The organism is Burkholderia reimsis (assembly GCF_003294055.1).
GTDB lineage: Bacteria > Pseudomonadota > Gammaproteobacteria > Burkholderiales > Burkholderiaceae > Burkholderia > Burkholderia cepacia.
Map to the genome: position 1 here is coordinate 185,885 of NZ_QMFZ01000007.1, position 26,222 is coordinate 212,106.

At 67.4% G+C, this 26,222-nt stretch carries 26 protein-coding genes; 14 read left to right on the plus strand and 12 right to left on the minus strand.

The annotated features are described in order from the left end of the window. The first annotated feature begins 36 nt into the window (after positions 1-36). On the plus strand, positions 37-1,656 hold the full coding sequence (rtcR, locus tag DPV79_RS11430; protein WP_060058932.1) for an RNA repair transcriptional activator RtcR: 1,620 nt from the start codon (positions 37-39) through the stop codon (positions 1,654-1,656). Between the two features lie 76 nt (positions 1,657-1,732). Continuing rightward, positions 1,733-2,248, plus strand: coding sequence for an SUKH-3 domain-containing protein (locus tag DPV79_RS11435; RefSeq protein ID WP_225723303.1), 516 nt, complete (start codon positions 1,733-1,735; stop codon positions 2,246-2,248). Between the two features lie 25 nt (positions 2,249-2,273). Here the strand turns inward: DPV79_RS11435 and DPV79_RS11440 are convergent, their stop codons facing one another. Next, a complete protein-coding gene (locus DPV79_RS11440) occupies positions 2,274-2,864 on the minus strand; it encodes a nuclear transport factor 2 family protein (protein WP_113045470.1) in 591 nt (196 codons plus the stop codon). A gap of 128 nt (positions 2,865-2,992) precedes the next feature. Between DPV79_RS11440 and DPV79_RS11445 the strand changes: the two genes are divergently transcribed. Continuing rightward, positions 2,993-3,535 carry a MarR family winged helix-turn-helix transcriptional regulator gene (locus DPV79_RS11445; protein ID WP_027790922.1) on the plus strand — a complete coding sequence of 181 codons (543 nt, stop codon included), beginning with the start codon at positions 2,993-2,995 and terminating at the stop codon, positions 3,533-3,535. A 39-nt stretch (positions 3,536-3,574) separates the two neighbouring features. Here DPV79_RS11445 and DPV79_RS11450 read toward each other — a convergent pair whose 3' ends face one another. Next, positions 3,575-4,786, minus strand: a complete 1,212-nt coding sequence (locus tag DPV79_RS11450) for an IscS subfamily cysteine desulfurase (RefSeq protein WP_113045471.1) — start codon at positions 4,784-4,786, stop codon at positions 3,575-3,577. A gap of 276 nt (positions 4,787-5,062) precedes the next feature. On the opposite strand from DPV79_RS11450, the gene DPV79_RS11455 reads away from it, so the two are divergent. The 4 genes from DPV79_RS11455 (at position 5,063) to DPV79_RS11470 (ending at position 8,301) form a co-directional block, all read left to right on the plus strand. Next, the gene (locus DPV79_RS11455) at positions 5,063-5,590 is read left to right on the plus strand and encodes a flavin reductase family protein (RefSeq protein WP_244321739.1); all 528 of its coding nucleotides are present in this window, start codon (positions 5,063-5,065) and stop codon (positions 5,588-5,590) included. Between the two features lie 36 nt (positions 5,591-5,626). After that, positions 5,627-7,105 (plus strand): 4-hydroxyphenylacetate 3-hydroxylase family protein, encoded by a 1,479-nt coding sequence (locus DPV79_RS11460; RefSeq protein ID WP_059622381.1) that lies wholly within the window; start codon positions 5,627-5,629, stop codon positions 7,103-7,105. Between the two features lie 48 nt (positions 7,106-7,153). Then, positions 7,154-7,540, plus strand: coding sequence for a hypothetical protein (locus DPV79_RS11465; protein ID WP_048022440.1), 387 nt, complete (start codon positions 7,154-7,156; stop codon positions 7,538-7,540). Between the two features lie 71 nt (positions 7,541-7,611). After that, on the plus strand, positions 7,612-8,301 hold the full coding sequence (locus DPV79_RS11470; RefSeq protein WP_059857302.1) for a DUF2848 domain-containing protein: 690 nt from the start codon (positions 7,612-7,614) through the stop codon (positions 8,299-8,301). A gap of 19 nt (positions 8,302-8,320) precedes the next feature. Here the strand turns inward: DPV79_RS11470 and DPV79_RS11475 are convergent, their stop codons facing one another. Both DPV79_RS11475 and DPV79_RS11480 read right to left on the minus strand, forming a co-directional pair. Then, the gene (locus DPV79_RS11475) at positions 8,321-9,085 is read right to left on the minus strand and encodes a class I SAM-dependent methyltransferase (protein WP_113045472.1); all 765 of its coding nucleotides are present in this window, start codon (positions 9,083-9,085) and stop codon (positions 8,321-8,323) included. Between the two features lie 13 nt (positions 9,086-9,098). Beyond that, complete coding sequence (locus DPV79_RS11480) at positions 9,099-9,725, minus strand: LysE family translocator (RefSeq protein ID WP_021157365.1); 627 nt, start codon at positions 9,723-9,725, stop codon at positions 9,099-9,101. A 184-nt stretch (positions 9,726-9,909) separates the two neighbouring features. Between DPV79_RS11480 and DPV79_RS11485 the strand changes: the two genes are divergently transcribed. The 3 genes from DPV79_RS11485 to DPV79_RS11495 all read left to right on the plus strand — a co-directional run bounded on the left by DPV79_RS11485 (position 9,910) and on the right by DPV79_RS11495 (position 12,362). After that, positions 9,910-10,710: an AraC family transcriptional regulator gene (locus tag DPV79_RS11485; protein ID WP_113045473.1), complete on the plus strand. Its 801-nt coding sequence runs from the start codon at positions 9,910-9,912 to the stop codon at positions 10,708-10,710. A 131-nt stretch (positions 10,711-10,841) separates the two neighbouring features. Continuing rightward, positions 10,842-11,261, plus strand: coding sequence for a hypothetical protein (locus DPV79_RS11490; RefSeq protein ID WP_060071248.1), 420 nt, complete (start codon positions 10,842-10,844; stop codon positions 11,259-11,261). Between the two features lie 99 nt (positions 11,262-11,360). Continuing rightward, the gene (locus DPV79_RS11495; RefSeq protein WP_113045474.1) at positions 11,361-12,362 is read left to right on the plus strand and encodes a LysR family transcriptional regulator; all 1,002 of its coding nucleotides are present in this window, start codon (positions 11,361-11,363) and stop codon (positions 12,360-12,362) included. Between the two features lie 25 nt (positions 12,363-12,387). Here DPV79_RS11495 and DPV79_RS11500 read toward each other — a convergent pair whose 3' ends face one another. The 3 genes from DPV79_RS11500 to DPV79_RS11510 all read right to left on the minus strand — a co-directional run bounded on the left by DPV79_RS11500 (position 12,388) and on the right by DPV79_RS11510 (position 15,286). After that, complete coding sequence (locus tag DPV79_RS11500) at positions 12,388-13,659, minus strand: type II toxin-antitoxin system HipA family toxin (protein ID WP_113045475.1); 1,272 nt, start codon at positions 13,657-13,659, stop codon at positions 12,388-12,390. After that, on the minus strand, positions 13,656-14,168 hold the full coding sequence (locus tag DPV79_RS11505; RefSeq protein ID WP_113045476.1) for a helix-turn-helix domain-containing protein: 513 nt from the start codon (positions 14,166-14,168) through the stop codon (positions 13,656-13,658). The genes DPV79_RS11500 and DPV79_RS11505 overlap by 4 nt, the downstream gene beginning before the upstream one ends. 197 nt (positions 14,169-14,365) lie before the next feature. Continuing rightward, a complete protein-coding gene (locus tag DPV79_RS11510) occupies positions 14,366-15,286 on the minus strand; it encodes a LysR substrate-binding domain-containing protein (protein WP_059814920.1) in 921 nt (306 codons plus the stop codon). Positions 15,287-15,394: 108 nt separating this feature from the next. On the opposite strand from DPV79_RS11510, the gene DPV79_RS11515 reads away from it, so the two are divergent. Further along, complete coding sequence (locus tag DPV79_RS11515; RefSeq protein WP_113045477.1) at positions 15,395-16,477, plus strand: tartrate dehydrogenase; 1,083 nt, start codon at positions 15,395-15,397, stop codon at positions 16,475-16,477. Between the two features lie 208 nt (positions 16,478-16,685). Then, the gene (locus DPV79_RS11520) at positions 16,686-17,996 is read left to right on the plus strand and encodes an MFS transporter (RefSeq protein WP_113045478.1); all 1,311 of its coding nucleotides are present in this window, start codon (positions 16,686-16,688) and stop codon (positions 17,994-17,996) included. Between the two features lie 75 nt (positions 17,997-18,071). On the opposite strand, the gene DPV79_RS43310 is transcribed toward DPV79_RS11520, so the two are convergent. From DPV79_RS43310 to DPV79_RS11540, 5 genes are all read right to left on the minus strand, one after another. Next, positions 18,072-18,206, minus strand: coding sequence for a polysaccharide lyase family 7 protein (locus tag DPV79_RS43310; RefSeq protein ID WP_165843505.1), 135 nt, complete (start codon positions 18,204-18,206; stop codon positions 18,072-18,074). 51 nt (positions 18,207-18,257) lie between these two features. Beyond that, positions 18,258-18,755 carry a nucleoside/nucleotide kinase family protein gene (locus DPV79_RS11525; protein WP_113045479.1) on the minus strand — a complete coding sequence of 166 codons (498 nt, stop codon included), beginning with the start codon at positions 18,753-18,755 and terminating at the stop codon, positions 18,258-18,260. 222 nt (positions 18,756-18,977) lie between these two features. Then, positions 18,978-20,312, minus strand: a complete 1,335-nt coding sequence (argG, locus tag DPV79_RS11530; RefSeq protein WP_021157353.1) for an argininosuccinate synthase — start codon at positions 20,310-20,312, stop codon at positions 18,978-18,980. A 328-nt stretch (positions 20,313-20,640) separates the two neighbouring features. Next, a complete protein-coding gene (locus DPV79_RS11535; RefSeq protein ID WP_048022431.1) occupies positions 20,641-21,711 on the minus strand; it encodes an FUSC family protein in 1,071 nt (356 codons plus the stop codon). Positions 21,712-21,875: 164 nt separating this feature from the next. After that, entirely contained in the window at positions 21,876-23,408 is a 1,533-nt protein-coding gene (locus DPV79_RS11540) for a GGDEF domain-containing protein (RefSeq protein WP_113045480.1), read from the minus strand. 608 nt (positions 23,409-24,016) lie between these two features. On the opposite strand from DPV79_RS11540, the gene DPV79_RS11545 reads away from it, so the two are divergent. Then, complete coding sequence (locus DPV79_RS11545; RefSeq protein WP_042973318.1) at positions 24,017-25,552, plus strand: amino acid permease; 1,536 nt, start codon at positions 24,017-24,019, stop codon at positions 25,550-25,552. 264 nt (positions 25,553-25,816) lie between these two features. Beyond that, on the plus strand, positions 25,817-26,062 hold the full coding sequence (locus tag DPV79_RS11550) for a DUF3717 domain-containing protein (RefSeq protein ID WP_042973317.1): 246 nt from the start codon (positions 25,817-25,819) through the stop codon (positions 26,060-26,062). Positions 26,063-26,222 lie beyond the last annotated feature (160 nt).

Consider the following 26,222-nt stretch of genomic DNA (forward strand, 5'->3'; position numbering starts at 1 on the left):
ATACAATCGGATCGCTTCTTATCTTGTGGGATAAACATGCGCAAGACCGTCGCGATCGGTTTTCTCGGTACCGTGCTCGACCAGGGCGGCGGCTCGCAGCGCCGCTGGCGCAACTGGCGGCCGACGATTTCGCTGTGCGAGCAGCGCGACATGCCGGTCGACCGGCTCGAACTGCTGCACGCGCCGAACTACGCGCGTCTCGCGAACCGCGTGAAGCAGGACCTCGAGCGCGTGTCGCCGCATACCGACGTGCGGCTCGTCCCGATGGAGATTCGCGATCCGTGGGATTTCGAGGAGGTCTACGCGACGCTGCACGATTTCGCGCGCGCCTACCCGTTCGATCTCGACCGCGAGGACTACCTGATCCACATCACCACCGGCACGCACGTCGCGCAGATCTGCTGGTTCCTGCTGGCGGAGGCACGTTACCTGCCGGCGCGTCTCGCCCAGACGGCACCGCCGCAGAAGACCGACGAGGGGTTGAGCGGGCCCGGCACGATGTCGGTGATCGATCTCGACCTGTCGCGCTACAACCGGATCGCGCAGCGCTTCACGCGCGAGCGCGACGAGACGGTGTCGTTCCTGAAGGCCGGCATCGCAACGCGCAACGCGCGTTTCAATGCGCTGATCGAGCAACTGGAGCGCGTGGCCGTGCGGTCGCGCGCGCCGATGCTGCTGGTCGGGCCGACGGGCGCCGGCAAGTCGTTTCTCGCGAAGCGCGTGTACGAGCTGAAGCGCGGCCGCCATCGGCTCGCGGGGCCGTTCATCGAGATCAACTGCGCGACGCTGCGCGGCGACGCGGCGATGTCGACGCTGTTCGGCCACGTGAAGGGCGCGTTCACGGGCGCGCAGTCGGCGCGGGCCGGGCTGCTGCGCGCGGCGGACGGCGGGCTGCTGTTTCTCGACGAGATCGGCGAACTCGGGCTCGACGAACAGGCGATGCTGCTGAAGGCGATCGAGGAGAAGCGTTTCCTGCCGGTCGGCGCGGACGTCGAGGCGACCAGCGATTTCGAACTGATCGCGGGCACGCACCGCGACCTGCGGCAGATGGTGGCGGCCGGCACGTTCCGCGAGGATCTCTATGCGCGGATCAACCTGTGGACGTATGAACTCCCGGGGCTGGCCGAGCGACGCGAGGACATCGAGCCGAACCTCGAATTCGAACTCGACCGGTTCGGCCGCGAGCAGGGCGAGCAGGTGCGTTTCAACGTCGAGGCGAAGCGGCGCTATCTCGCGTTCGCCGCGTCGCCGCGCGCGGCGTGGGCCGGCAACTTCCGCGAGTTGTCCGCGTCGGTCACGCGGATGGCGACGCTGGCCGATGCGGGACGGATTACCGAAGCGCTGGCCGAACAGGAAGTCGAACGGCTGACGCGCACGTGGTCGCAGCCGGGCGGCGCGGGATCGTCCGACGCGTGTGTCGACGCGGTGTTCGGCGCGCGCGCGGCGGAACTCGACCTGTTCGACCGTGCGCAGCTCGAACGCGTGCTCGACGTGTGCCGCGTGTCGGCAAGCCTGTCGGAAGCGGGGCGCACGCTGTTCGCGGTGTCGCGGCAGAGCAAGAAGCAGCCGAACGACGCGGACAGGCTGCGCAAGTATCTCGCGCGGTTCGGGCTGGATTGGGAGGGGGTGAGGGGCGCGCTCGATGCGTCGAGGTGACGGGCACGCGCGATGCATTTCCTGTGTCGCGCATGGTGGATAGCGCGTGCGGTATCGTGCACGCAAACTCGGGAGGGTGGTGGTGATCGCGATTCCTTCGTCGGTCAAGGCGCTGTTTGCCGATTCGGGGTGGCGTGGCGATTCCGGTTGCCGGGTGTCGTCCGGCGATGGCGAGCATCCGGGGGATGCCATCCTGCGCGAATTCGGCGGGCTGATCGTGGGCGCTTCCGCCAGCGGGCAGACCTGCGCGCGAATGGGGCTCGCCTTTCATGCGCTGGCGCGCAAGGATCACCAGATCGACGCGTGGGAACAGGCGCTCGGGACGACGATGATCGGCTTCGCCGAAGACGATCTCGGGTACGCCGAGTTTTATGTCGATGCGCAGGGCCGGGTGTTCTCGACCAATTGCGTGGTCGACGGTGTGCATCTGTGCGGATTCACGTTCGGCGAAGCGGTCGAGCGGACGCTGCTCGGGCGCGTCTCGATTCCGCTGTTGCTCGACCACCGGGCAACGATTGCCCATTACGGCGAGGTTCTGACGAGCGACGATCCGCGCGTGATGACGGTCCGTCAGCTCCTTGCCCGCACGTGAAGCGGCGACGCGCTTCAGCCGTGTTTCAACCGGCCGCCGCTGCCGCCGCCTCGTGAAACGGCGCCAGGAATGCCCATTCCGGCTGCGCGGCCGCGACATCCGCCAGCCCGCGCGCGAACGCGTGCGCCGGCAGCCACGGATACCCGAACGCCGCATGCAGCGCGTCGAGTTTCGTCGACTTCGGATCGTCGATCGTATCCATGCGCGCGACATGAATGTGCAGCGCGGCGATCCGCGCACCGCTTTCGCTGTCGGGTGTGAACTGCCAGCGGTACGTGCCGTGCCCGATCCGCAACGCGCGGTTGTCCTTCTGCCGCATCACGACGAGCCACGACATCCGGCTGACGCCATGCGGGTCGACTTCGGGTTCCGTGCAAACGTAATAGGTCCGGCACCGCTCGAACCGCTCGCCGAATTCCTCGACCAGGGTGCGTGCGATCGCGGCCGCGCCCGTCACGCGCGGCGGAAAATCGATGTCGTCGTTCGCGAGCGAAAAGCTCAGCTCGGCATCGGCCGCGAAGCAGTCGGCGATCAGCGCGGGCCGGTTCAGGTCCTTTGCGCGCAGATAGCATTCGAGCAGCGCGCGAAGCGATGCGGGATGAAGCGGGAAGGGCATGGACGAGCCTCCTGTAGCGGGAAATGGGGGCACGCGCACCGGCCGGAGCTGGCCGGGGGCGCATGTGCCTTTGCCGTATAATTTCGTTTCAAAGCTAAATTCGCATGACCGTACGGAGCGTCGAAGTCATGGCCAAGCAGCAAGAGGAGTCCGTTCTGACCATCACCAACCCGGCCTGCCTGATCGACGGCACGGACACGGAATTTCGCCACCTGATCAACGGGCTGCTGCCGTTTGCGGCCCGCCTGCTGTCGGTACGCGACGGCTTCGGCTCGCTGATCGGTCTCACCGGCATCCAGTATTCGCTGCTCGTATCGGTTTCGCATCTTTCGCACGACGACGTCGTGACCGTCAACCGCCTCGCCGATCACCTGCACCTGAGCGGCGCATTCGTCACGATCGAGACGGGCAAGCTGAAGAAGCTCGGCCTGATCGACAAGCGCCCGGACCCCGACGACAAGCGCAAGATGCGTCTCACGGTCACGCCGGCCGGCTCGAAGCTGCTGAAGGCGCTCACGGATACGCAGCAGCGCATCAACAACGTGTTGTTCGAGGGCGTGACGAAGACCGAATTCAAGGCGCTCTGCTCGGTGATCGACCGCCTCGTCACCAACGGCGACCGCGCGACGCTCGATCTCGCGCACCTGATCGCGCGCCAGGAAAAAGGCTGACGCGCACGCGCCGCCAGCCCGCCTGACGCTCGACCGCACTCAGTGCGCGGCCCACTCGATCGTATTCAGGTCGACCCCTTCGAGATGCATGTCCCACAGCGGGCTCAGCGCGCGCAGCTTGCCGACCGTGTCGCGCACCTGCGCAATCACGCTGTCCACTTCGGCCTCGGTCGTGAAGCGGCCGAGCGTGAAGCGGATCGAGCTGTGCGCGAGCTCGTCGCTGCGGCCCAGCGCGCGCAGCACGTACGACGGCTCCAGCGATGCCGACGTGCACGCGGAGCCTGACGATACCGCGACACCCTTGATCCCCATGATCAGCGATTCGCCTTCGACGAAATTGAAGCTGACGTTCAGGTTGTGCGGAATCCGGCGGGCCAGATCGCCGTTCACGTAAACCTCGTCGAGCGTCGACAGGCCGGCCAGCAACCGGTCGCGCAATGCGCCGACGCGGCGGCTTTCCTCCGCCATCTCTTCCTTCGCGAGCCGGAACGCCTCGCCCATCCCGACGATCTGGTGCGTGGGCAGCGTGCCCGAGCGCATCCCGCGCTCATGGCCGCCGCCGTGCATCTGCGCTTCGATCCGCACGCGTGGCTTGCGGCGCACGTACAGCGCGCCGATTCCCTTCGGGCCGTAGACCTTGTGCGCGGTCACCGTCAGCAGGTCGACGTTCAACGCATTCACGTCGACCGGGATCTTGCCGGCCGCCTGCACGGCGTCGCAATGGAACACGATGCCGTGCGCGCGACACAGCGCGCCGATCTCGGCCACCGGCTGGATCACGCCCGTTTCATTGTTCGCGAGCATCACCGACACCAGGATCGTGTCGGCGCGCAGCGCCTGCCGCACCGTATCGAGGTCGAGCAGGCCGTCTTCGCGCACGTCGAGGTACGTGACATCGAAGCCCTGGCGTTCGAGTTCGCGGCACGTATCGAGCACGGCCTTGTGCTCGGTCTTCACCGTGACGAGATGCCTGCCCTTGCCCTGGTAGAAGTGCGCGGCGCCCTTGATCGCGAGGTTGTTGCCCTCGGTCGCGCCGGAGGTCCACACGATTTCGCGCGGATCGGCGCCGAGCAGCGCGGCGACGTGCGCGCGCGCTTCCTCGACCGCCTGCTCGGCATCCCAGCCGTAGCTGTGGCTGCGTGAAGCCGGGTTGCCGAACTGCTCGTGCAGGAACGGCACCATTTTGTCGACCACGCGCGGATCGACGGGCGTCGTCGCGCTGTAGTCCATGTAGATCGGACGGGATTGCATCGATGCGGCTCCGGAAAACGGTGTCTCCCGCAGTGCGCGAAAGCACCGCGGAACAGGGTAGCCGCAGTGTACGTGGACATTCGCGGGCGCCGCGCAACACCCATCCCGCCAGTAGGGTTGTCTTTCAAACAAAGCTTTCTAGGTCAGGGTTTACGACAACTTGAACCCATCTTTGTGTTTACATTTAATAAAAGCTAAATAACAAAGCTAAGTAACGGTGCTTTGTTGGGCCGGATTCCGCTGCGGAATCCGGCGATGCCACCCAAGGAGGACGAGATGAGCGAGAACCATGCCGGAACCGGTGCGGGTGCCGACGCGCAGCGGCGCTTTCGCACCGCGCTGTCGATGTTCGCGACGGGCGTCGCGGTGATTACCGCCCCGCGCAAGGAGGGGGCGCCGATCGGTATCACGGTCGCGTCGTTCAATTCGGTGTCGCTGGACCCGCCGCTGATCCTGTTTTCGGTCGACCGTCGCAGCCTGAGCCTCGGCGACCTGGCCGGTGCGGGCGGCTATGCGGTCAACGTGCTCGACGAGACGCAACAGCATCTGTCGAACTGCTTCGCGAAAGCGAACGGCGACAAGTGGGGCTGGCGTGCCGGCGCGGCCGATGACGACGGCGCGGTGCTGCTGCCCGATGCGCTCGCGACGTTCGAATGCGAGCCCTATGCGCAGTACGACGGCGGCGATCACGTGATCTTCGTCGGCCGCGTGACGCGGCACCGCGCGCGCTCGGAAGGGCGCCCGCTGATCTTCTTCGGCGGCCGCTATCGCACGCTCGACGGCTTGCACGCGCCGTCTGCCTGAATGCAATCCACGTTTCATTCCACCCAGGAGGACATCATGATCAAGAACGGGACCCAGCACATCGCGTCGCTGCGCGACGGGCGGCAGGTCTACCTGAACGGCCAGCCGGTCGGCGACGTGACCGCGCATGCGGCATTCCGCAATTCGATCCGCAGCTACGCGAGCCTGTACGACTACCAGGCTCGCGACGAGAACGTCGAGAAGATGACGTTCGTGTCGCCCGACTCGGGCGACCGCGTCAGCCGGATCTGGCAGCTGCCGACCTCCTACGACGAACTCGTCGAACGCCGTGCCGCGCTGGAAGCGTGGTCGGAGCTGCATTACGGCTTCATGGGCCGCTCGCCGGATCACGTCGCGTCCTGTCTTGCCGGCATGGTGATGGGCGCCGACGTGTTCGAGCAATACGATCCGGCGCGGGCGGGCGCGCTGCGCGACTACTACCGCTACGCACGCGACAACGACCTGTTCCTGACCTACGTGATCGTGAATCCGCAGGCGAACCAGTCGAAGGCCGCGCACGAGCAGGAGGACAAGTACCTCGCGGTCGGCATCGTCGATCAGGATGCCGAAGGCATCACGGTGCGCGGCGCGAAGATGCTCGCGACGAGCGGAATCATGGCGAACGAGGTGTTCTGCAGCTGCATCCAGCCGCTGCGCGAAGGCGACGAGATGTATGCGCTGTCGTTCGCGGTGCCGATGAACGCGAAGGGCATGAAGATCCTGTCGCGCAAGTCGTACGAGGAGAACGCGACGTCGGTGTTCGACAACCCGCTGTCGAGCCGCTTCGACGAGAACGACGCGGTGCTGTATTTCGACGACGTGAAGGTGCCGTGGGAACGGATCTTCGTTGCCGGCAACACGGCGATGTGCGCGAAGCAGTTCCACGCGACGCCCGCGCACGTGTACCAGAACTACCAATGCCAGGTGCGCCTCATGACGAAGCTGCGCTTCCTCGTCGGGCTCGGCCTGAAGATCTCCGAGGTCAACGGCACGAATGCGTTCCCGCAGGTGCGCGAAACGCTGGGCCAGCTCGCGGCCGAAGCGTCGATGGTCGAGGCGTGGGTCTACGGGATGGAAGCGAAGGGCACCGTCGTCAACGGCTTCTACGTGCCCGACCGCAACATGCTGTACGGCTCGCAGGTCGTCACGCAGCAGCTCTATTCGAAGGTGCTCAACACGCTGCGCGAGCTCGCCGGCGGCGGAATGATCATGCTGCCGTCCAGCGTGCGCGATTTCGAGAACCCCGACCTGCTGCGCATCATCGAGAAGACGCAGAAGTCGCCGGTGTGTTCGTCCGAGGAGCGCGTGAAGTTCTTCAAGCTCGCGTGGGATGCGGTCGGCTCCGAATTCGCGTCGCGCCACAACCAGTACGAACTGTTCTACGCCGGCGCGTCGTTCGTCACGAAGGGGCATGCGTATCGCACGTACGACTGGCAGCGCGCGTCGCATCTCGTCGATTCGATGCTCGGCAGCTATTCGCTGAACCAGGAACTGTCGACGCCGCACGCCGCCTGACGCGCCGCATCGCGTTCGACTCATCCGCTATCGCCACAGGAGAGACAGATGGCCATCAACAAGCTTCACGACGAATTCCATACGCTGGACATGCAGCGCGACTGGCAACTGCCGGAAGGCTATGACCCGGCATCCGGCGCGCAGGAACTGATCCTGTCCGGTGCGCTCGACACCGAGCGCAAACGCGGCAGCCGCACGCGCCTGCTGCGCCTGCCGGCGGGGCTGCATACGAAGAAGCCGTTCGTGCACGACTACTGGGAAGAGGTGTTTCTCGTCGAAGGCGACCTGACCGTCGGCAACGACGAACACGGCAACGGCGGCACGCCGTTCAAGGGCTACACGTATGCGGTGCGCCCGCCCGGCGCATGGCACGGCCCGTTCAAGTCGAACGGCGGCTGCGTGCTGCTGGAGATCCACTACTACGACCCGGCCTGAGCCCGGCCATTCACGACACAACGCGGGCGGCGCCGCATCGCGCGTGCGCTGTCCGCTACGAGGAGCATTCGATGAAAACCATCACGTTCGCGATCGACGGTCGCGACGGCCGCACCGAGCGCGCGATCGCGATCGACACGCTCGTGATCGCGGGCTGGACCGGCCGCGACACGGCCGCCATGGAGAAGCACATCCGCGAGCTGGAGGAACTGGGCGTCAAGCGCCCGGCGACGACGCCCGTGTTCTACCGCGTCGCGGCCGACCGCCTCGATCCGTCGCCGGCAATCCAGGTATCGGGCGGGCAGAGCAGCGGCGAAGCGGAATTCGTGCTGGTGCGCGACGGCGGCGAGACGTTCGTCGGCATCGCGTCCGATCACACCGACCGCGAGGTCGAGACGTACGGGATCACGGTGTCGAAGCAGATGTGCGGCAAGCCGTGCGCGAACACGCTGTGGAAGCTCGACGACGTGGCCGGGCACTGGGATCAGCTCGTGCTGCGCGCATACGCGACGATCGACGGCGAGCGCGTGCTGTACCAGGAAGGCAAGGTGAGCGCGATGCGCGCACCGGACGACCTGCTCGCGCAGTTCGCGCGCCACGGCGGCCGCTTCGTCGACGGCACCGCGATGCTGTGCGGCACGCTCGCGGCGATCGGCGGCATCCGGCCGGCCGAGCGGTTCGAGGTCGAGCTGGACGATCCGGTGCTGGGCCGCACGCTGCGGCATGCGTATGCGGTGGACACGCTGCCGGTGGCGGGCTGACGCGGCCGGGAACGCGCACTCACGCGCGGCAGATCGCGATGATCTCCGCGCTGGTCGCAGCGTCGAACGGCGCGTGCCGCCAGTCGCCGTACCAGTCGGCCGACGGGAATCCGGCCGCGATCACGCGCTCCCGCAGGTCGGGTTGTGTGATGAAGCGCAGCCGGCTCGTGTTCGTCAGCACCGTGTCGTCGCGGCGGAAGCGGTAGTGCGTGTCGAACGTGACGATCGCGCCGTCCACGGAGCGCACCGCATGATGCAGGTCGACGATGCCCGATTCGCGCGATTCGACGCTGCGTGCCGAATGTGGCGGCGTCCATGCACGCCACGGCGCGATGCGCGGATTGCGGGTCTCGAACAGGAAGCGTCCGCCGTCGGCGAGCACGTGCCGCGCGCCGCGCAGCGTCGTATCGATTTCCGCGTCGGTCAGCAGGCACTGGAACGCATGCCCGGTCATCACGACCGCATCGAACGGCGGCGCGTCGGGCGGCAGGCCGTCGAGCCCGCACGCAAGCCAGTGAACCGCGTCGGCGCCCGGCTGGCGTCGGGCGTATTCGATCATCGCCGGCGCGGGATCGATCGCCGTGACGTCGTGCCCGGCTGCCGCGAGCCGGCGCGCGAACGTGCCGGTGCCGCAGCCGAGGTCGAGGATGCATCGGCGTGCGATGCCGATCACGGACGCGTAGAACGCGAAATCCCGATCGCCCGCGTTGAACAGGTCGTAGACCGCGACGAGGCGCGGGTCGGTGTAGAGCGCTTCGCCGGCGGGCGGGGCGGCGGACGTCATGCGGCCGCGCGTGTCAGCGCTGCTGCACGGCCACGCGCAGCCCGAGCGCGATGAAGATCGAGCCGATGATCTTCCCCTGCCAGCGCGTGAGCCACGTGAGCCGCTTCACGATGCGGCCGAGCGGACGGATCGAGCAGGCGATCAGTGTCGTGTAGAGCGAGCTGAGCACGACGAAGATCAGCCCGAGCACCGCGAACTGCACGAACGTCGAGCCGCGTTCCGGATGCACGAATTGCGGCATGAACGCGAGGAAGAACAGCGCGGTCTTCGGATTCAGCACCTCGGCGGGAATCGCCTGCAGGTACGCCTTGAGCGGCGTGACGGGCGATACGCTCGGCAGCGACGGATCGGACTGCTTCTCCAGCAGCGCGCGCACGCCGAGATAGATCAGGTACGCGGCGCCGATCACCTTCACGACATTGAACGCGAGCGCCGACGTCATCAGCAGCGCCGACAGGCCGACGGCCGCGAACAGCGTATGCACGAAGTCGCCGCTGGCGACGCCGAGGCCGGTCAGGATGCCGGTCTTGCGGCCGCCCTGCACGGTGCGGCTCAGCACGAGCAGCACGGCGGGGCCGGGAATCAGGAACAGGCCCAGGACGACGGCCGTGAAGGTGGTCAGCGTGGTCAGGTCGAACATGACGGCTCCGGCAGGTGGGTGCGGCGGCGGCGGGGGATCGGGGCATTGTATTCGCATCGGCAGGCGGCTGCAGACGCCGCACGGGCACCCGCCCTAGCGGCAGGGCCGCGCCGGCGCCTTTCTGGTATAAGCACGAAAGGACGCGCGGGCAGGGCGTCCGGCTTCCTCCATCGTCCACCGTTTCATGCGCCAGCTTCCTCCGACCACCGATCCCGCAGCGGATGACGAAGTCTTCCACGTGCCGCGTCCGCTCGTCGTATTCGGCGGCTCGGTCGTCGAGCCCGAATGGCGGCTCGAGCGGCACAGCCATCCGCAGGCGCAGTTGCTCTACACGCTGAGCGGCGTCATCTATTGCGAGATCGACGGCGGCGTGTGGAGCGCGCCGCCGCAATGCACGGTATGGATTCCGGGCGACGTCCCGCACGCGGCGCGCGGCTCGGCCGGCGCGACGTTCTACGCGGTGCTGGTCGAACCGGATGCCGCCCTCGACCTCCCCGCGCGTTGCTGCACGCTGTCGGTGTCGCCGCTGCTGCGCGAACTGTTGCTGAAGGCGGCGAGCTTTCCGAGCCTGTACGACGTCGACGGGCCGCAGGGGCGGCTGATGGCGACGCTGCTCGACGAACTCGCCGCCGCACCGGTCGAGGACCTGTACCTGCCGATGCCCGCCGATCGCCGGCTGCGCAAGCTGATCGACCATCTGCTCGCCGATCCGGCCGACAAGTCGCCGCTGGCCGAACTCGCGCGGCGCGCGGGCATCAGCGAGCGCAGCCTGACGCGGCTCGCGGCGAAGGAACTCGGGATGAGCCTCGGCGACTGGCGCCGGCGGCTGCACGTCGCGCTGTCGCTGCGGATGCTGACGACCGGCCGCCGCGTGCACCAGATCGCGATCGATCTCGGCTACGAGAGCGCGAGCAGCTTCGTGACGATGTTCCGCAAGGCGACCGGCAAGTCGCCGACGCAATTCCTGACCGACCGGCAACGCTGAACGGTGCGACTCGCGCGATCCGCACCATCCGGGCGCGATTGGCCGGATCGAGCAAGCGGTTGGCCGGGACGATAAATGACGCCGCGGGCCTCGATCCATAAAATGAGAATCGTTCTCATCTGGAGGCCGACATGCACATCACCACGACCGAATTCCCGTTTGTCTGGTTGCGTTACACCGGTTCGACGCACACCGACCCCGCCAGCCTGATCGCCGAGCTCGACGCGTTGCTCGCGCGTCGCGAACCGTTCGTTCTTCTGACCGACGATGCGCCGTCCGGCGATGACCGCGGCGCCGACGATCACGAGTTGCGCAAGCAGCTCGCGAAGTGGAGCAAGGCCAACCGCGCGCAGTCGCGCGAATGGATCCCCGCGATGATCGCGATCGAGCCCGACGCCGCGCGGCGCGTGGCGCTCGACGCGTTCTCGGGCGCGTTCGAGAAGGTCTGGGGTTATCCGCTGAACGCGGCCGCCACCCGCGACGACGCACTCGCGCTGGCGCAACGGCTGCTCGACGAACCGGCGCGCGGCGCCTCGGCGGCGAACGGCTGAACCGTCTGCCGCGCCGGCGGCGCGGCGTTCCTCGATACGCAGGCACGGCGGGCGCGCAAGCGTGCGCCGCGGCATGCGGCAAACATGCAGGGGTGTCCGGTGGACAATCCGATCCGCGCGATGCGCATCTTCACGCGCATCGTCGAAATGAACAGCTTTACGCGTGCGGCGCAGGCGCTCGGCATTTCGCGCGCCACCGCGACGCGGACCGTGCAGGAGCTCGAAACGGCGCTCGGCATGCCGTTGCTGGTGCGTACGACGCGCGCGCTGCGGGCGACGCCCGAAGGCGACGCGTATTACCGGCGCTGCGTGCGCATCACGGCCGACGTCGACGAGCTCGAGGCCAGCATTCGCGGCGCCGCGCTGCACCCGAGCGGGCCGCTGCGCGTCGAGCTGCCGGCGGCGGTCGCGGACGCGATCGTGCTGCCGGCGCTCGGCGAATTCCATGCACGGCATCCCGACCTGGCGCTGACGCTGGGCGTATCCGGGCGCCCGGCCGATCGCATCGGCGACGCGATCGACTGCAGCGTCCAGCTTGGCGAACTGCCCGATTCGTCGCTCGTTGCGCGCCGGCTCGGCACGCTCGAGCGCGTGACATGCGCGAGCGCCGCGTATCTCGACCGCCACGGCGCGCCGCGCACGCTCGACGATCTGGCCGTGCATCGTGCGGTCGGCACGTCGCCGGTTCCGGGGCAGCGTACGGCCGAACTCGAGTTCCTCGTCGATGGCGCGGTGCGCAAGGTGCGGCTCGACGGGATCGTCAGTGTGGAGGACGAGCGGGCGTACCTGGCGTGCGGCGTGCATGGCCTCGGGCTGATCCAGCCGCCGCGCGTCGCCGCGCAGCCGCTGATCGACGCGGGGCGGTTGCGGGAAGTGCTGCCGTGCTGGCGGCCGGGTGCGATCGCCGTGTCGGCCGTGTACGTGAAGCGCCCGCATGTGTCGCCCGGCGTGCGCGCGTTCGTCGACTGGATGGTCGAGCGGTTCTCGGAAGCGTCGCGAAGCGGGGAGGGGCTGGTCGTTGCGGCGGGCGTCGTACGGCGGCCGGTGCCGGAAACGATCGAGGTCGGCGATCGCGAGGGTAGTGAGGCCGCGATGGTGTGAAGGAGGCGCGATGGACGTAGCGCGATCAAGCGCTCGCGAGATGGAACGCGCCGGCCATGCGTTCCTGTTCCCTTGCAGGGAGCGCGAGCCGTGTCGCAAGCGTTCTCCATTGGCCGACGATGCTGCTGAAGTCGGCGATGATCTCGTCGGCGTCCTGTAGCTTGAGCCGAAAATATTCGCATACCTCGCGGGCAAGTTCGAGGTCGAGAGCGTTGTCGGCTTCCGTAATGTTGAGTTTGAGCCCGTCGGCGACGGCGACAGGGTTCATGTCGTAGGCTGCCGAGAGCCGCCACCCCGCACCCGGTACCAGAATGAAGCCGTGATTGCGAAGATGATCGTCGGTGTTCGAGACCAGCAAGTTGAAGACGATTCGCGCCCACAGCTCGCGCAAGTCGGCGTTCGGCTGCGCGCCGTGCCGCATGAGCACTTCGGCCAGTTCAAGATAGCTGACGCCAGTCGACGCGTCGTCGCCGTCGACGTGGTTGGTCATGGTCATCGCCGACGCGAAATGCAGGCGTCGGCCCTCCGCCGTCCGATCGAATCGCCGAACCAGGAAGCAGTGATGCTCGCTGGCGAATTTTCGTGCTTCGGCGTGCGCGACGTTGAGGCCGCAACCCACCGCCAGCGCATTGACGACCATCTCCCAACCGCCGACGTCGTAGTCGTCGCGCGCGCTCGGAAACTTCGCGATATAAAGGCGGCCTTGATCGTCGGCCACGCTTGCCTTGGGTCTTGCGCCGCCGAGCGAGCCGCCGGGGGCGATGAGCATCGACAGCCAGTCGCGGCCATTCGGGGCGGTATTGTCGACGTCTTCCTCCAGCGCGCGACTCGCGCGCTCCAGTTCACGGATCTCGGCAAACGGCGGTGCGGCAAGATCGTGACGGTCGTCGAGGAATTCTCCGGTGTCGTCGAGCTTGTAACGCAATGCGCCGACACGGTACAGGTCGTGCACGCCAAGCAGGTAGTCCGACTCGTGCAGGCGAGTGCCTTTCGGTCGCAGGCCGGCGCGAATGTCACGCTCCAGCCTGCGATCCATCAGCATGCGGCCCCATCGATCGGGGCTGGAGTCGGCGAAGGCGCCGAACGTCTCTCGCGGTGGGGCCGGGTATTGGGGGCCGTCGAAGCAACCGATTGCCGGATCGATCTGCACGTTCGCGAATTCGGGTGCCGCCAGCGCGGCAGACGCATACTGGAACTCGAACCGCTCGCTCGCCCGCGTCTTGCGGCTGCGCAGGAGTCCGAGCTTTTGCGGTTCCGCCAAGCCGTCCCAATCTGCGTAGATACCGATCGTCGTCATTTCCCTCGATGCTCCCCATGCCGCTTTCGTGCCGGCTTCAGCAATGCGGCAAGGTCGGCCGCCGTCGTGCCGCGGACATCGCCGTGGTCGGTGGTGTCGGAGGCGGCGCTGCCTGTGTCGGTCGCTTTCGTGGTGGAAGACGCGGTTGCACGATTGCGCCGTTTGGGCTCCGATGCTGCGGCAGAAGACGGCGGCGGCACGGTTCGTCGGTCGGGCCGCGGTTTGACGAGCCGCGCGTCTTGAAGCTGGCGGCCGAATTCGTCCGTGGCAGCGAGATTTGCCAGATCGTTCTGGAGCCCCAGGACCTGCATGACGGACAGATACGCGCCCATGGTGACGCCCGACCCGCCGGCTTCCAGTGAACGGAGCGTCATCGGCGACATGCCGGCGCGTTCCGCGACCTGCTTGGCCGTCAGTTTCCGGCGCAGGCGCGCAAGTTTCAGCCGCTCGCCGAATTCGGCGAGCAGCTGGTTCGATACCGGCAGGAGCGGGGCGGTCTTCTTTGCCATGAGGCTAATATTTCAACGTTTTGCTAACGGAAATGCCAGAATATTAGCACAATCGGTGCGGTTCATCGGTGTCTCGTGGGCTGGTCGACTATGCGGGATGCCAATATTTTGGCTATTTATCAAATAAATAGCCAAAATATTGGCATTCTTGTTTCCGTGCCGTGTGCGCGGAGACACCGGGCGTGCCGTGCCGATTCCTACACCGTCCTCAACCGCCCCAGCTCCTCCGCCAGAAAATCCACGAACGCCCGAATCCGCGCGGACATCTGGTGACGCTGCGCATACACCGCATAAATGTCGGCGCCCGGCGTTTCGTGATCGGGCAGCACGACGACCAGGCGGCCGTCGGCGAGGTAGTCGCGCAGATCCCATTCCGCGCGCATCAGGATTCCGTGCCCGTCGAGTGCCCACTTCACGGCGATCTCGCCGTCGTTCGTCGTCAGGTTGCCGTTGATCCGCACGGCTTCCGTATTACGCGCCGTGCCGCGCCCGCTCGTCAGGCGCCAGACGCCGTAACCCTCGTCCCCCTGGCGGATGCCGATGCAGTTGTGCCGCGTCAGATCGTGCGGCGCGCCCGGGGTGCCGTGCCGCGCGAGATAGGCGGGCGACGCGCACAGCAGCCGGCGGTTCGGCGCGAGCCGCCGCGCGACGACGCGCGAATCGGGCGGCTCGCCGAAGCGGATGCACACGTCGAACGTGTCGTCGGTGAGCGGCGGCGGCATCACCGACAACTGCAGTTGCACCGACACTTCCGGATACCGCGCGACGAAGCGCGAAATCGCCGGGCCGACGTGGCTGCGCCCGAAACCGAGCGTCGCATTCACGCGCAGCAACCCCTTCGGGCGCTGCTTCGCGCTGCCGAGCAGCTCGCCGAGTTCGTCCATCTGGTCGAGGATCCGGCGCGCGTAGTCGAGATACACGTCGCCTTCCGGCGTCAGCATCATCCGCCGTGTCGTGCGGTTCACGAGCGTGACGCCCGCGCGCCGCTCCATCTGCGTGAGCCGCTTGCTGACGGCCGCCGCGGTCAGCCCGAGTTCGCGCGCGGCCGCGCTGAGGCTGCCGGACGCGGCGAGCGTCGAGAAGAAGCCGAGATCGGCCGGCTGGACGGTATCCGCCATGACGGGATTCATGAATTCAAGTTAAAGATGCTTTGAGTCTAGCACCGGTTCCTGCACTCCCGGTTCGGTAAAGTGCCTCCACGCTGACGATCAATCGAGGATGTGCGCATGAAGACCTACCGTATCGCAACGATTCCCGGCGACGGGATCGGCAAGGAAGTGGTGCCGGCCGGCAAGCAGCTGCTGGAGGCGCTGGCCCGCGGCAGCGAGCGCTTCGCGTTCGAGTTCGAGGATTTCGACTGGGGCGCCGATCATTACCGCGAGCACGGCGCGATGATGCCGGCCGACGGCCTCGACGCGCTGCGCGGCAAGGACGCGATCCTGTTCGGCTCGGCGGGTGACCCCGACGTGCCCGACCACGTGACGCTGTGGGGGCTGCGCCTGAAGATCTGCCAGGGCTTCGACCAGTACGCGAACGTGCGCCCGACGCGCATCCTGCCCGGTATCGACGCGCCGCTGAAGCGCTGCGGGCCCGGCGACCTGAACTGGGTGATCGTCCGCGAGAACTCCGAGGGCGAATATGCGGGCGTCGGCGGCCGCGTGCACCAGGGCCATCCGATCGAGGCCGCGACCGACGTGTCGATCCTCACGCGCGCCGGCGTCGAACGCATCATGCGCTTCGCGTTCCGGCTCGCGCAGTCGCGCCCGCGCAAGCTGCTGACCGTAATCACCAAGAGCAATGCGCAGCGGCACGCGATGGTGATGTGGGACGAGATCGCGAAGCAGGTCGCGCAGGAGTTTCCCGACGTGACGTGGGACAAGGAGCTTGTCGACGCGGCGACCGCGCGCATGGTCAACCGGCCGGCGTCGCTCGACACGATCGTCGCGACCAACCTGCACGCCGACATCCTCAGCGATCTCGCCGCCGCGCTCGCCGGCAGCCTCGGCATCGCACCGACCGGCAACATCGATCCCGAGCGTCGTTATCCGTCGATGTTCGAGCCGATCCACGGCTCCGCGTTCGACATCATGGGCAAGGGGCTCGCGAATCCGGTCGGCACGTTCTGGTCGGTCGTGATGCTGCTCGACCACCTCGGCGAAGCGGAAGCCGCCGCGCGCGTGATGCAGGCGATCGAGGCGGTGACGTCCGACCCGTCGCTGCACACGCGCGATCTCGGCGGCAGCGCGACGACCGCGCAGGTGACGGCGGCTGTCTGCGAGCGTGTCGCGAACGCGGCGATCGCCGCCTGATGACACGGGCGGCGATGGGCGGGCGGGCCGCGACGTAGCGGCGGCGCGCGTGCGCAGCCGGTAAGCGGCCGTCGCCCGTTCTTCGTCCTCGTTTTCCTGCCCGCGACTCGCGCATCCGACGCGAGCCGGGTGCCTGCCCGCCCGCTTCGTGGCGGCGCCGGCAAGCATTCACGGACAGAGCACGGCTCGACCTCGAAGGAGGAGACACATGCAAGCGGATCTGGAAACCCGCGTCGCGCGGAAACTGATGTGGCGCATCATTCCGTTCGTGATGCTGCTTTATTTCGTCAGCTTTCTCGATCGCGTCAACGTCGGCTTTGCCGCGATGACGATGAACAAGGCGATCGGCCTGTCGCCGACCGCGTTCGGGTTCGGCGGCGGCCTGTTCTTCATCGGCTACTTCCTGTTCGAAGTGCCGTCCAACCTGATTCTGCATCGCGTCGGCGCGCGCATCTGGATCGCACGCGTGATGGTCACGTGGGGGATCGTATCGGCCGTGTCCGCATTCGCGGTTGGGCCGACGAGCTTCTACGTGCTGCGCTTCCTGCTCGGCATGGCCGAGGCCGGATTCTTCCCCGGCATCATCCTGTACCTGAGCCTGTGGTTTCCCGCGAAGCAGCGCGCGGTGGCCGCCGCGTGGTTCATGGCGGCCGCGCCGATCTCGACCGCGATCGGTTCGCCGCTGTCGGGCGCGATCATGCAGATGCCGCCGATGTTCGGGCTCGCCGACTGGCAGATGCTGTACATCGTCGAAGCGCTGCCGGCGGTCGCGCTCGGTTTCGTCGTGCTCAGGTGCCTGACCGATTCGCCGTCGAAGGCCGCATGGCTGCGGGCGGACGAGCGCGACTGGCTGGTCGCGAAGCTGAAAGCCGAAGCCGATGCGCGCCACACGCATGCCGGGCATACCGCCGGCGCGTGGCAGGCGCTGCGCGATCCGCGCGTGCTGGCGCTTGCGCTGATCTATTTCGGCACGTCGGCGGGGCTGTACACGCTCGGCCTGTGGGCGCCGTTGATGGTCAGGCAGTTCGGCTTCACCGCACTGCAGACGGGCCTGCTCACCGGCATCCCGAGCATCGCCGCGGTCGTCGCGATGATCGCCTGGGCGCGGCATTCGGATCGCAGCGGCGAGCGCACCTGGCACGTCGTGATTCCGTGCGTGCTCGCGTGCATCGGCTTCGTGTTTGCGGGGCAGGCGGGCACCGCGCTGCTCACCGTGCTCGCGCTGGTCGTCGTCAACATCGGGATCAGTGCCGCGAAGGCGCCGCTGTGGGCGATGCCCAGCGCGTTCCTGTCGGGGGCCGGCGCGGCGGCCGGCATCGCGATGATCAACTCGATCGGCAACCTCGGCGGGTTCGTCGGGCCGTTCGCGATCGGCTGGCTGAAGCACGTGACGGGTGGTTATGCCGCAGGGCTCTACGTGGTGGCGGGCACGCTCGCGGTGTCGGCGGTCGTCACGCTGATGCTGAGCCGCAAGGGCGAGAAGGAAGCGGCCGTGCCGGGCGTGCGGCATCACTCGTAGGCGCGGCCGGTGGGCCGGGACGCCGGGCAGGCGCGTATCGCGAGCACGCCCGGCTTCATGCATCGAGAGGCGCGATCAGTTGTGCGTGAGCGTCAGCGCATGGAACTTCATGACCGTGCCGGGCGTCGTCGGCGCCCTGCCGGACACTGCCGTCCGGTCGTAGTCGCCAGCCTTGAAGTAGAAGCGCTCGCCGACGAAGCTCGAATCCATCGTGAAGGTCCCGGTCGTGCCGTTCGCCGTGACGGTGATCGTCGTGCCGCTCTACGACGCCGTCGCAGCGACGTGCCGCGCGATACGCGCCGCACAGGCGTCGGGCGTCGCGTCCGACGTATCGAGCACCATCTGGCTGAATGGCCGCGACGCATAACCTTCGCGATACATCTCGGCGATCCGGCTCCGCTCCCAGTCAGTCAGCGCGCGCGAGCCGCGATTCGACGACGCGATCGCTTCGGGCGGCGCGAGCGTCACGACGAACAACCGCGCATCGCGCGCCTCGCAGGCGGCGCGCAGCCGCCCGAATTCCGCGTCGCCGATCGGATAGGCGATGACCAGATGACGCTCGCGCGCATTCGCGATCTGCGTGACGAGACGCTCGAGCGCGATCGCCCACTGCACGTCGAACGGTGCGTCTTCGGGCGCATCGTGATCGTCGCCGTCGATGAAGCGCGCATCCGGCAGCATGCGGGTGAGCGCGAGACCGATCGTCGTCTTGCCGCTGTTGATCGGGCCGTTCAGGTGGATGACGGTCAGGGTGGTCATGAGTCGACGAAGAAATCGAACGACTCGCAGCTTGCCATGATTGGTGCGGCGGCGCAGTGCCGTTGGTGCGCTACGCGGCGTGATGCAACTGCGGAAGGGGAAGCGGAAAGGCGGGGGGAGGAAGGGAGCGGCAGGCTGCGTGCGTGAAGAAGAGGATCGACCCGCGCAGCCTGCCCGGCCGTGCCGCATCCAGCGATGCGGCACGGCGTCGAGCGACGCGACTTACTTGTCGTCGCCCTTGATCTGCGGCAGCGCCGATGCTTCGCCCGGCGTCAGCAGCCCGACTTGCGAATACACGCGCAGCTTGTCGCGCGTATCGGTGATGTCGAGGTTGCGCATCGTCAGCTGGCCGATCCGGTCGCGCGGCGAGAACGTCGATGCCACCTTCTCCATCGACAGGCGTTCCGGCTGGTACGTGAGGTTCGGCGACTTCGTGCTCAGGATCGAGTAGTCGTTGCCGCGGCGCAGTTCGATCTTCACTTCGCCGGTGATCGCGCGCGCGACCCAGCGCTGGGCCGTTTCACGCAGCATGATCGCCTGCGGGTCGAACCAGCGGCCCTGGTACAGCAGGCGGCCGAGGCGGCGGCCGTTCTCGCGGTACTGCTCGATCGTGTCTTCGTTGTGGATGCCGGTGACGAGACGCTCGTATGCGATGTACAGCAGCGCGAGGCCCGGGGCTTCGTAGATGCCGCGGCTCTTCGCCTCGATGATCCGGTTTTCGATCTGGTCGCTCATGCCGAGGCCGTGACGGCCGCCGATGCGGTTCGCTTCCAGCAGCAGCTCGACCGGGTCGGTGAACTCGACGCCGTTCAGCGCGACCGGCTGGCCGGCTTCGAAGCGCACCGTCACTTCTTCCGCGGCGATCTTCACGTCGTCGCGCCAGAACGCGACGCCCATGATCGGGTTCACGATCTTGATGCCGCTCTCGAGGCTTTCGAGATCCTTCGCTTCGTGCGTCGCGCCGAGCAGGTTCGAATCGGTCGAGTAGGCCTTCTCGGCCGACATCTTGTACGCGAAGCCTGCCTGGTTCATGAACTCGGACATTTCGGCACGGCCGCCGAGCTCGTCGATGAACGTCTGGTCGAGCCACGGCTTGTAGATCTTCAGATCCGGGTTCACGAGCAGGCCGTAGCGGTAGAAGCGCTCGATGTCGTTGCCCTTGTACGTGCTGCCGTCGCCCCAGATGTTGACGCCGTCTTCCTTCATCGCGGCGACGAGCATCGTGCCCGTCACGGCGCGGCCGATCGGCGTGGTGTTGAAGTACGTGACGCCGGCCGTCGTGATGTGGAACGCGCCGCTTTGCAGCGCCGCGATGCCTTCTGCGACGAGCTGCGCGCGGCAGTCGATCAGGCGGGCGCCGGCTGCGCCGTATTCGATCGCGCGTTTCGGGATCGCGTCGTAATCGTCTTCGTCGGGCTGGCCGAGGTTCGCCGTGTATGCGTACGGGACGGCGCCCTTGAGTTTCATCCAGTGCAGCGCTGCGCTGGTGTCCAGGCCGCCGGAGAAGGCGATACCGACCTTCTGGCCGGTCGGGAGGCTTTCGAGAATCGTGCTCATAGGAATTACCGTGGATTGAAGCCGGTGGGATCGTATTTCGCGGAATATGCGAGTATCGGCTGTCCGGGAGGTTGGGGCAAGGGTTGATTTTCGTCCGGAACCGTCGCCGGGCCTGTCGCGGCGGGCCTGACGGGCGGTTAACCGGGTGGAGAACGCCGCCCGGGACGGCGCGAAATCACGGCAAATCAGGCGCCGATGAGCCCGGACGCCGGCCGTGTTTGCGGGGCCGGATCGACCGAATCACGGGGCTGCCGCGGTCAGGATGCCGGTGCGCTGCGCCGAAAGGAATATGAAAGGCACCGGCGTGAAGCCCGGATGCCCGCGAGCGTCAGATGTTCCACGACTGGGCGGTATCGAGCAGCTTCTCGCGCAACTGGTCGACTTCGCCGGCCAGCTTGGCCGTGATCGACACGTAGCCGGACAGCTGCGGCGGCGGTGCGTCGTGCGCTGGCTCGGCCGGCCGGCGGCGCGGCGCGAGCCGGCTCGGCGTGCCGAACTTGAGCGCGCGGCTCGCGCCCACCAGCGTATCGCGGATGCGCCGGTTCACGGCCTTCATGTCGACGCGCATGTATTCGCGGGCCGCGAGGTCGTCGCGGGCCGGCACCGCGCTCGACAGGATCTCCAGGTAGCCGATGCACAGGCGCAGGCTGCGCTGGATCGCCTCGAGCTGCGTCATCGACGTCTCGCATTCCTTCGACACCGACGGCATCAGCGAGCGCAGCTGCACGAGCAGCGCGCTCAGCGCGGCCATTTCCTTCAGGTGCGCGTCGTCGCTCACCTGGCGGTCGCCCGCGACCCGCGCATGCACGGCCGCGCACGCGCGCAGCGCGTCGGCGAGCTTGTAGCGCCACGAATAGGTCGCGTAGAGCGGCAGCGCGAACGAGAACGCCAGCGCGATCGCGATGCCGATCAGCACGTTCACCGCGCGCCACAGGCCGTCGACGATCTCGTTGTCGCCGTGCCCGGCGACGATCACCATCGTGATCGCCGACAGCAGCGCGATGTAGCCGGCCTTGCCGATCGCGTGATACGCGCAGATGCCGCACGCGAGCGCCATCAGCAGGTAGATCGCGATCGGCGCGTGCGCGGCGGAATACAGCAGGATCAGCCCGAGCCCCGCGAGCGCGCCGATCGACGTGCCGAGCGCGCGCTCGGCCGCCTTCTTGCGGATGTTGCCGTGATGCTGCAGCCCGCCGACGACGATCAGCACGGTAATCGTCGACCATTCGCCGTGCGGCACGTTCAGGCCGGTGGACAGCGCGATCGACACGAGAATCGCGAGCGCGACGCGCGCCGCATGGATCAGCTTCGCGTGCCGGTAGCGGCGGTACGGGTCGAGCAGCGGGCGGAGCGCGTTGCGCAGGAGCGGCGGCAGCCGGGCAGGGAACGGGGTGGTCATGGCGGAGCTGGAGTGGCCGGAACGCGCATCGCGGCCTGCGCGGGCCGGCGCCGCGCCGCGTGCGCAGCAGACGTAACGCTAGCCGAACGCGGCAGGGCTGTCCACGGGCGCGGTCGTCCGGCGGGGCCGGCCGCCGCGCGGCTTCGCGTCACGTCAGCGCGCTGTCATGCGTCCGCGGTGCCCGGCTGCGCTTCCAGCACGCGGTTGCGTCCGCCGGACTTCGCCCGGTACAGCGCCTCGTCGGCACGCTGCAGCAGCGTCGCGGCATTCAGGCGGCCGTCGGCCGCGGTCGCCGCGCCGATGCTCGCCGTGACACGTCCGTACGGGCTTTTCACGTGCTCGATGCCGAGCTCCGCGATCGCGCGCCGGATACCTTCGGCGACGGTCACCGCGCCTTGCGCATCAGTGTCGGGCAGCGTGACGACGAATTCCTCGCCGCCGTAGCGCGCGACGTGATCGCTGTCGCGACGCAGGCAGCGCGACGCGGTTTGCGCGACGCGCCGCAGCACGTCGTCGCCGGCCGGATGGCCGTAGTAGTCGTTGAACGCCTTGAAGTGATCGACGTCGACGAACAGCACCGACAGCGGGCGGCCGCTGCGTGACGCACGCTGCGCCTCCTTCGTGAGCACCGTGTCGAACGTGCCGCGGTTGTCGAGGCCCGTCAGCGCATCGGTGTGCGCGAGCCGGTACAGCTTCGATTCGGCGACCTGCCGGCGCTTCAGTTCGCGCGACAGCGCCAGCGACCCCCACGCGATGAACCCGGTGAACAGGCACATCAGCACGACGGTCCAGATCGCGCGGTGGTGCCACGACGCGTAGATGTCGACCTCGGCGGGCGCGACGTCGACGATCAGCGGCAGGCCGGCAAGATGCTTGTAAACATAGACGCGCCGCACGCCGTCGATGCTGCCGACGCCCGACAGCACGCCTTCCTCCCTGCGCAGCGCCTCGATGAACAGCGGCGACCCGCGCAGGTCGATGCCGACCACGCGCGCGTCGTAGGGCAGGCGGCTCACGAGCGTGCCGTTGAGCTCGGCGATGGCCGCGCTCCCGTGCTTGCCGACCGCGAGGCCGTCGAGCAGCGCGCGGAAGTAGTCGATGCTGAGCGTGCCGACGACGATGCCGCCGAACGAGCCGTCGGGCAGCGTGATCCGGCGGCTGAGCGCGATCGTCAGCGCGCCGCCGCGCAGCCGGGATGCGTACGGCCGGCTGATATAGAGGCCCTGCGCGACATCGTTGCGGTGCACGGCGAAATAGTCGCGATCCGCAAAGTTGCCTTGCCGCGCGGGCGATGCGCTCGAATCGATCACGATATTGCCGTGCGCATCCATCACGAACAGCGACCCGAGATATTCGCCGGTGGCGGCGCGGTCGAACAGCAACCGATGGCGCTGGCGGGGCGGCAATGTCGTCAGTTCCGGATCGGCCACGCCGTCGAGGACGTTCTGCAGCGACAAATCGTAGAGCTCGATATTGCGCGCGATATCGCGTTCGATCAGCAGCATCAGGTTGCGTGCATTTTCGACCGCATGGTCATATGCATCGCGTCGCGCCTCGATTAAAAGCGCCGTGGAAAGCCCCCAGCTGAACATCAGCAGCAAAATCCCCGCAACGAGCACGCCGCGGGGCGACAGAATGCGTGCCACGATCGACGCCGTATGGCGGCGCAGCGTGGCGGGCAGCGTGAATGACTTCATCCTCGAGGGCGGCGGGCGGCGGATATCGCGTCGTTGGCGATTCCGCTCGCTGTTGATTTCGAATCGGGCCGCATTATCTCGCGAATTCGCGGCATTCGTGTGCGCATGCAAAAGATGCATGCCCGGGCGGCGATTCGAAACGGTTACGCATCATTACCGCTTTAGGTGCGGGTGATTTGATTTGAATCAATTGCCGATATCGGTCATTTTGTCTGAATAATCCCGTGATTACCCGGCGATTATGTGTGCCGTCGCGGTAGCTGGCGGATTGCGACAAGGTGGCGGAGAAACACCGTGGCAGCGGAAAACCGGATGACCACCCGATGCGCATGGTTTTTTGCACCGGCGCGCGGCGACGGCCCGGCCGGCCCGGTCGGCCCGGTCGCGACGCGGCCAACCCCTTGATTCTGCGAAATCTCCGGAGCGGCCGCGGGCGGCGGCACCTGAGCTGCCCCCGTGACGAATCAGGTAGAATCCGCGCTTCGCCGCAGGCGCCCGCCGCGCAACGCGTATCGGGGCCGCATCGAATGCATCGCAGGACGCGCCCCGCGCTCCGATTCCGCATGCGCCGGCTACGGATGCCGGCCCGCTCAACGTTCGTCTCGTTTATGTCCGCACTTCCGAAATCCGACCAACCCGGTTCGTCCGCGAACCCACCCAAGCTTCATCGCGCGCTGAAGGCGCGCCACCTGACGATGATCGCCATCGGCGGCTCGATCGGCACGGGCCTGTTCGTCGCGTCCGGCGCGTCGATCTCGCAGGCCGGCCCCGGCGGCGCGATGGTCGCGTACATGCTGATCGGCCTGATGGTCTACTTCCTGATGACGAGCCTCGGCGAAATGGCCGCGTTCATGCCGGTGTCGGGCTCGTTCGCGACCTACGGCGCGAAATACGTGGACGAGGGCTTCGGTTTCGCGCTCGGCTGGAACTACTGGTACAACTGGGCCGTGACGATCGCGGTGGAACTCGTCGCCGCGCAGCTCGTGATGCACTACTGGTTTCCGGACGTGCCGGGCGTGTGGTGGAGCGCGGCGTTCCTCGGCGTGATGTTCCTGCTCAACGCGCTGACCGTGCGCGGCTTCGGCGAAGCCGAATACTGGTTCGCGCTGATCAAGGTCGTCACGGTGGTCGCGTTCATCGGCGTCGGCCTGCTGATGATCTTCGGCATTCTGAAGGGCGCGCCGAGCAACGGCTGGGGCAACCTGACGATCGGCGACGCCCCGTTCGCGGGCGGCCTGCCGGCGTTGATGGGCGTCGCGATGATCGCCGGCTTCTCGTTCCAGGGCACCGAGCTGATCGGCGTCGCGGCCGGCGAATCGGAGAACCCGCGCACGACGATCCCGCGCGCGGTGCGCCAGGTGTTCTGGCGGATCCTGCTGTTCTACGTGTTTGCGATCTTCGTGATCGGCGTGCTGATTCCCTACACCGACCCGAACCTGCTGAAGACGGACGTGACCGACATCGGCGTGAGCCCGTTCACGCTCGTGTTCCGCCACGCGGGCCTCGCATTCGCGGCCGGCGTGATGAACGCGGTGATCCTCACGGCCGTGCTGTCGGCCGGCAACTCGGGCATGTACGCATCCACGCGGATGCTCTATAACCTCGCGACCGAAGGCCGTGCGCCGAGGATTTTCGCGAAGCTGTCGCGCGGCGGCGTGCCGCGCAACGCGCTGTACGCGACGACGGCCGTCGGCGCACTGTGCTTCTTCACGTCGCTGTATGGCGACAAGACCGTGTACCTGTGGCTGCTGAACACGTCGGGGATGACGGGCTTCATCGCATGGCTCGGCATCGCGGTCAGCCACTACCGGTTCCGCAAGGGCTACGTGAAGCAGGGCTACGCGCTCGACCAGCTGCCGTACCAGTCGAAGTGGTTCCCGTTCGGCCCGCTGTTCGCGTTCGTGCTGTGCCTCGTGATCGCGCTCGGGCAGGACTATCAGGCGTTCCTCGCGAACCGGATCGACTGGGCCGGCGTGGCCGCGACCTATGTCGGCATTCCGCTGTTCCTCGTCGTGTGGCTCGGCTTCCGGTTCCTGAAGAAAAGCCGTTTCGTGCGCTACGAGGACATGGAAATCGCGCCGTGGATCGCCGCGAGCCGCGGCGCGCAGCGGCAGCCGGTGGCGAACCGCGAAACCGCGGGCTGACGCGGGCGCGGCGTACAGCCGCGCGGCATGCGACGAAACGGGAAGCCGCGCGCTTCCCGTTTTTTTTGCCCGGCTTTTGCCTGCACGGGGTCAAAGCCGGTTATATTGCCCGACCCTACCGGGCCATGGCCCGGCCGGCGCGGGGCGCGCAGCGCGGATCGGCATCCGGCGCGCGCGCGGTGCGGCGGCCGGCGAGATGCCCGGCGTTTTCATCGTTCCATCCGGGCCGATACGGCCCGCGGAGCGCGCAACCCAGAGGAATCCATGAGCGCATCACCCGCCGAGCGGAAGGCCGGACCCGTTTCCATCGTGCGAATCGAAGCCGCGATCAACGCGTGGCGCGAAGTGTACCCGCCGGCGCCCGACGGCGAGGACGGCTACGCGCTCGACGCCGGCAGCAATTGCCTCGCGGAACTGTACGGCACGATGATCTGCTACCAGCTGCCGGACGTGCCGCTCGACTCGCTGAGCGACGCACAGCGCGACGCGCTCTACGCGACCGAGGTGTGACGGACGGCGCGTGACGCCGCCGTGCCGCGGCGTCGATCAGGCAACGGGAAGCTCGCGGGCTTCCCGTTTTGCTTTGGGCGGCGCCGGGCGGGGGCCGTGCGTGGCGGATTGCGCCGCCTGCGGTATCGTGACGACATCGTCCGGCCGGGGTCGACCGCCG

Bases quoted from the DNA above. Each gene is read 5' to 3' on its own strand.
- DPV79_RS11500 (WP_113045475.1), bottom strand. From the start codon at position 13,659: ATGACGACGATCGGTATCTACGCAGATTGGGACGGCTTGGCGGAACCG.
- rtcR (WP_060058932.1), top strand. From the start codon at position 37: ATGCGCAAGACCGTCGCGATCGGTTTTCTCGGTACCGTGCTCGACCAG.
- DPV79_RS11485 (WP_113045473.1), top strand. From the start codon at position 9,910: ATGCGCCAGCTTCCTCCGACCACCGATCCCGCAGCGGATGACGAAGTC.
- DPV79_RS11490 (WP_060071248.1), top strand. From the start codon at position 10,842: ATGCACATCACCACGACCGAATTCCCGTTTGTCTGGTTGCGTTACACC.
- DPV79_RS11470 (WP_059857302.1), top strand. From the start codon at position 7,612: ATGAAAACCATCACGTTCGCGATCGACGGTCGCGACGGCCGCACCGAG.
- DPV79_RS11465 (WP_048022440.1), top strand. From the start codon at position 7,154: ATGGCCATCAACAAGCTTCACGACGAATTCCATACGCTGGACATGCAG.
- DPV79_RS11545 (WP_042973318.1), top strand. From the start codon at position 24,017: ATGTCCGCACTTCCGAAATCCGACCAACCCGGTTCGTCCGCGAACCCA.
- DPV79_RS11550 (WP_042973317.1), top strand. From the start codon at position 25,817: ATGAGCGCATCACCCGCCGAGCGGAAGGCCGGACCCGTTTCCATCGTG.
- DPV79_RS11475 (WP_113045472.1), bottom strand. From the start codon at position 9,085: ATGACGTCCGCCGCCCCGCCCGCCGGCGAAGCGCTCTACACCGACCCG.
- DPV79_RS11505 (WP_113045476.1), bottom strand. From the start codon at position 14,168: ATGGCAAAGAAGACCGCCCCGCTCCTGCCGGTATCGAACCAGCTGCTC.
- DPV79_RS11440 (WP_113045470.1), bottom strand. From the start codon at position 2,864: ATGCCCTTCCCGCTTCATCCCGCATCGCTTCGCGCGCTGCTCGAATGC.
- DPV79_RS11535 (WP_048022431.1), bottom strand. From the start codon at position 21,711: ATGACCACCCCGTTCCCTGCCCGGCTGCCGCCGCTCCTGCGCAACGCG.
- DPV79_RS11455 (WP_244321739.1), top strand. From the start codon at position 5,063: ATGAGCGAGAACCATGCCGGAACCGGTGCGGGTGCCGACGCGCAGCGG.
- DPV79_RS11445 (WP_027790922.1), top strand. From the start codon at position 2,993: ATGGCCAAGCAGCAAGAGGAGTCCGTTCTGACCATCACCAACCCGGCC.
- DPV79_RS11520 (WP_113045478.1), top strand. From the start codon at position 16,686: ATGCAAGCGGATCTGGAAACCCGCGTCGCGCGGAAACTGATGTGGCGC.
- DPV79_RS11450 (WP_113045471.1), bottom strand. From the start codon at position 4,786: ATGCAATCCCGTCCGATCTACATGGACTACAGCGCGACGACGCCCGTC.
- DPV79_RS11480 (WP_021157365.1), bottom strand. From the start codon at position 9,725: ATGTTCGACCTGACCACGCTGACCACCTTCACGGCCGTCGTCCTGGGC.
- DPV79_RS43310 (WP_165843505.1), bottom strand. From the start codon at position 18,206: ATGGATTCGAGCTTCGTCGGCGAGCGCTTCTACTTCAAGGCTGGCGAC.
- DPV79_RS11460 (WP_059622381.1), top strand. From the start codon at position 5,627: ATGATCAAGAACGGGACCCAGCACATCGCGTCGCTGCGCGACGGGCGG.
- DPV79_RS11525 (WP_113045479.1), bottom strand. From the start codon at position 18,755: ATGACCACCCTGACCGTCATCCACCTGAACGGCCCGATCAACAGCGGC.
- DPV79_RS11540 (WP_113045480.1), bottom strand. From the start codon at position 23,408: ATGAAGTCATTCACGCTGCCCGCCACGCTGCGCCGCCATACGGCGTCG.
- DPV79_RS11510 (WP_059814920.1), bottom strand. From the start codon at position 15,286: ATGGCGGATACCGTCCAGCCGGCCGATCTCGGCTTCTTCTCGACGCTC.
- DPV79_RS11515 (WP_113045477.1), top strand. From the start codon at position 15,395: ATGAAGACCTACCGTATCGCAACGATTCCCGGCGACGGGATCGGCAAG.
- argG (WP_021157353.1), bottom strand. From the start codon at position 20,312: ATGAGCACGATTCTCGAAAGCCTCCCGACCGGCCAGAAGGTCGGTATC.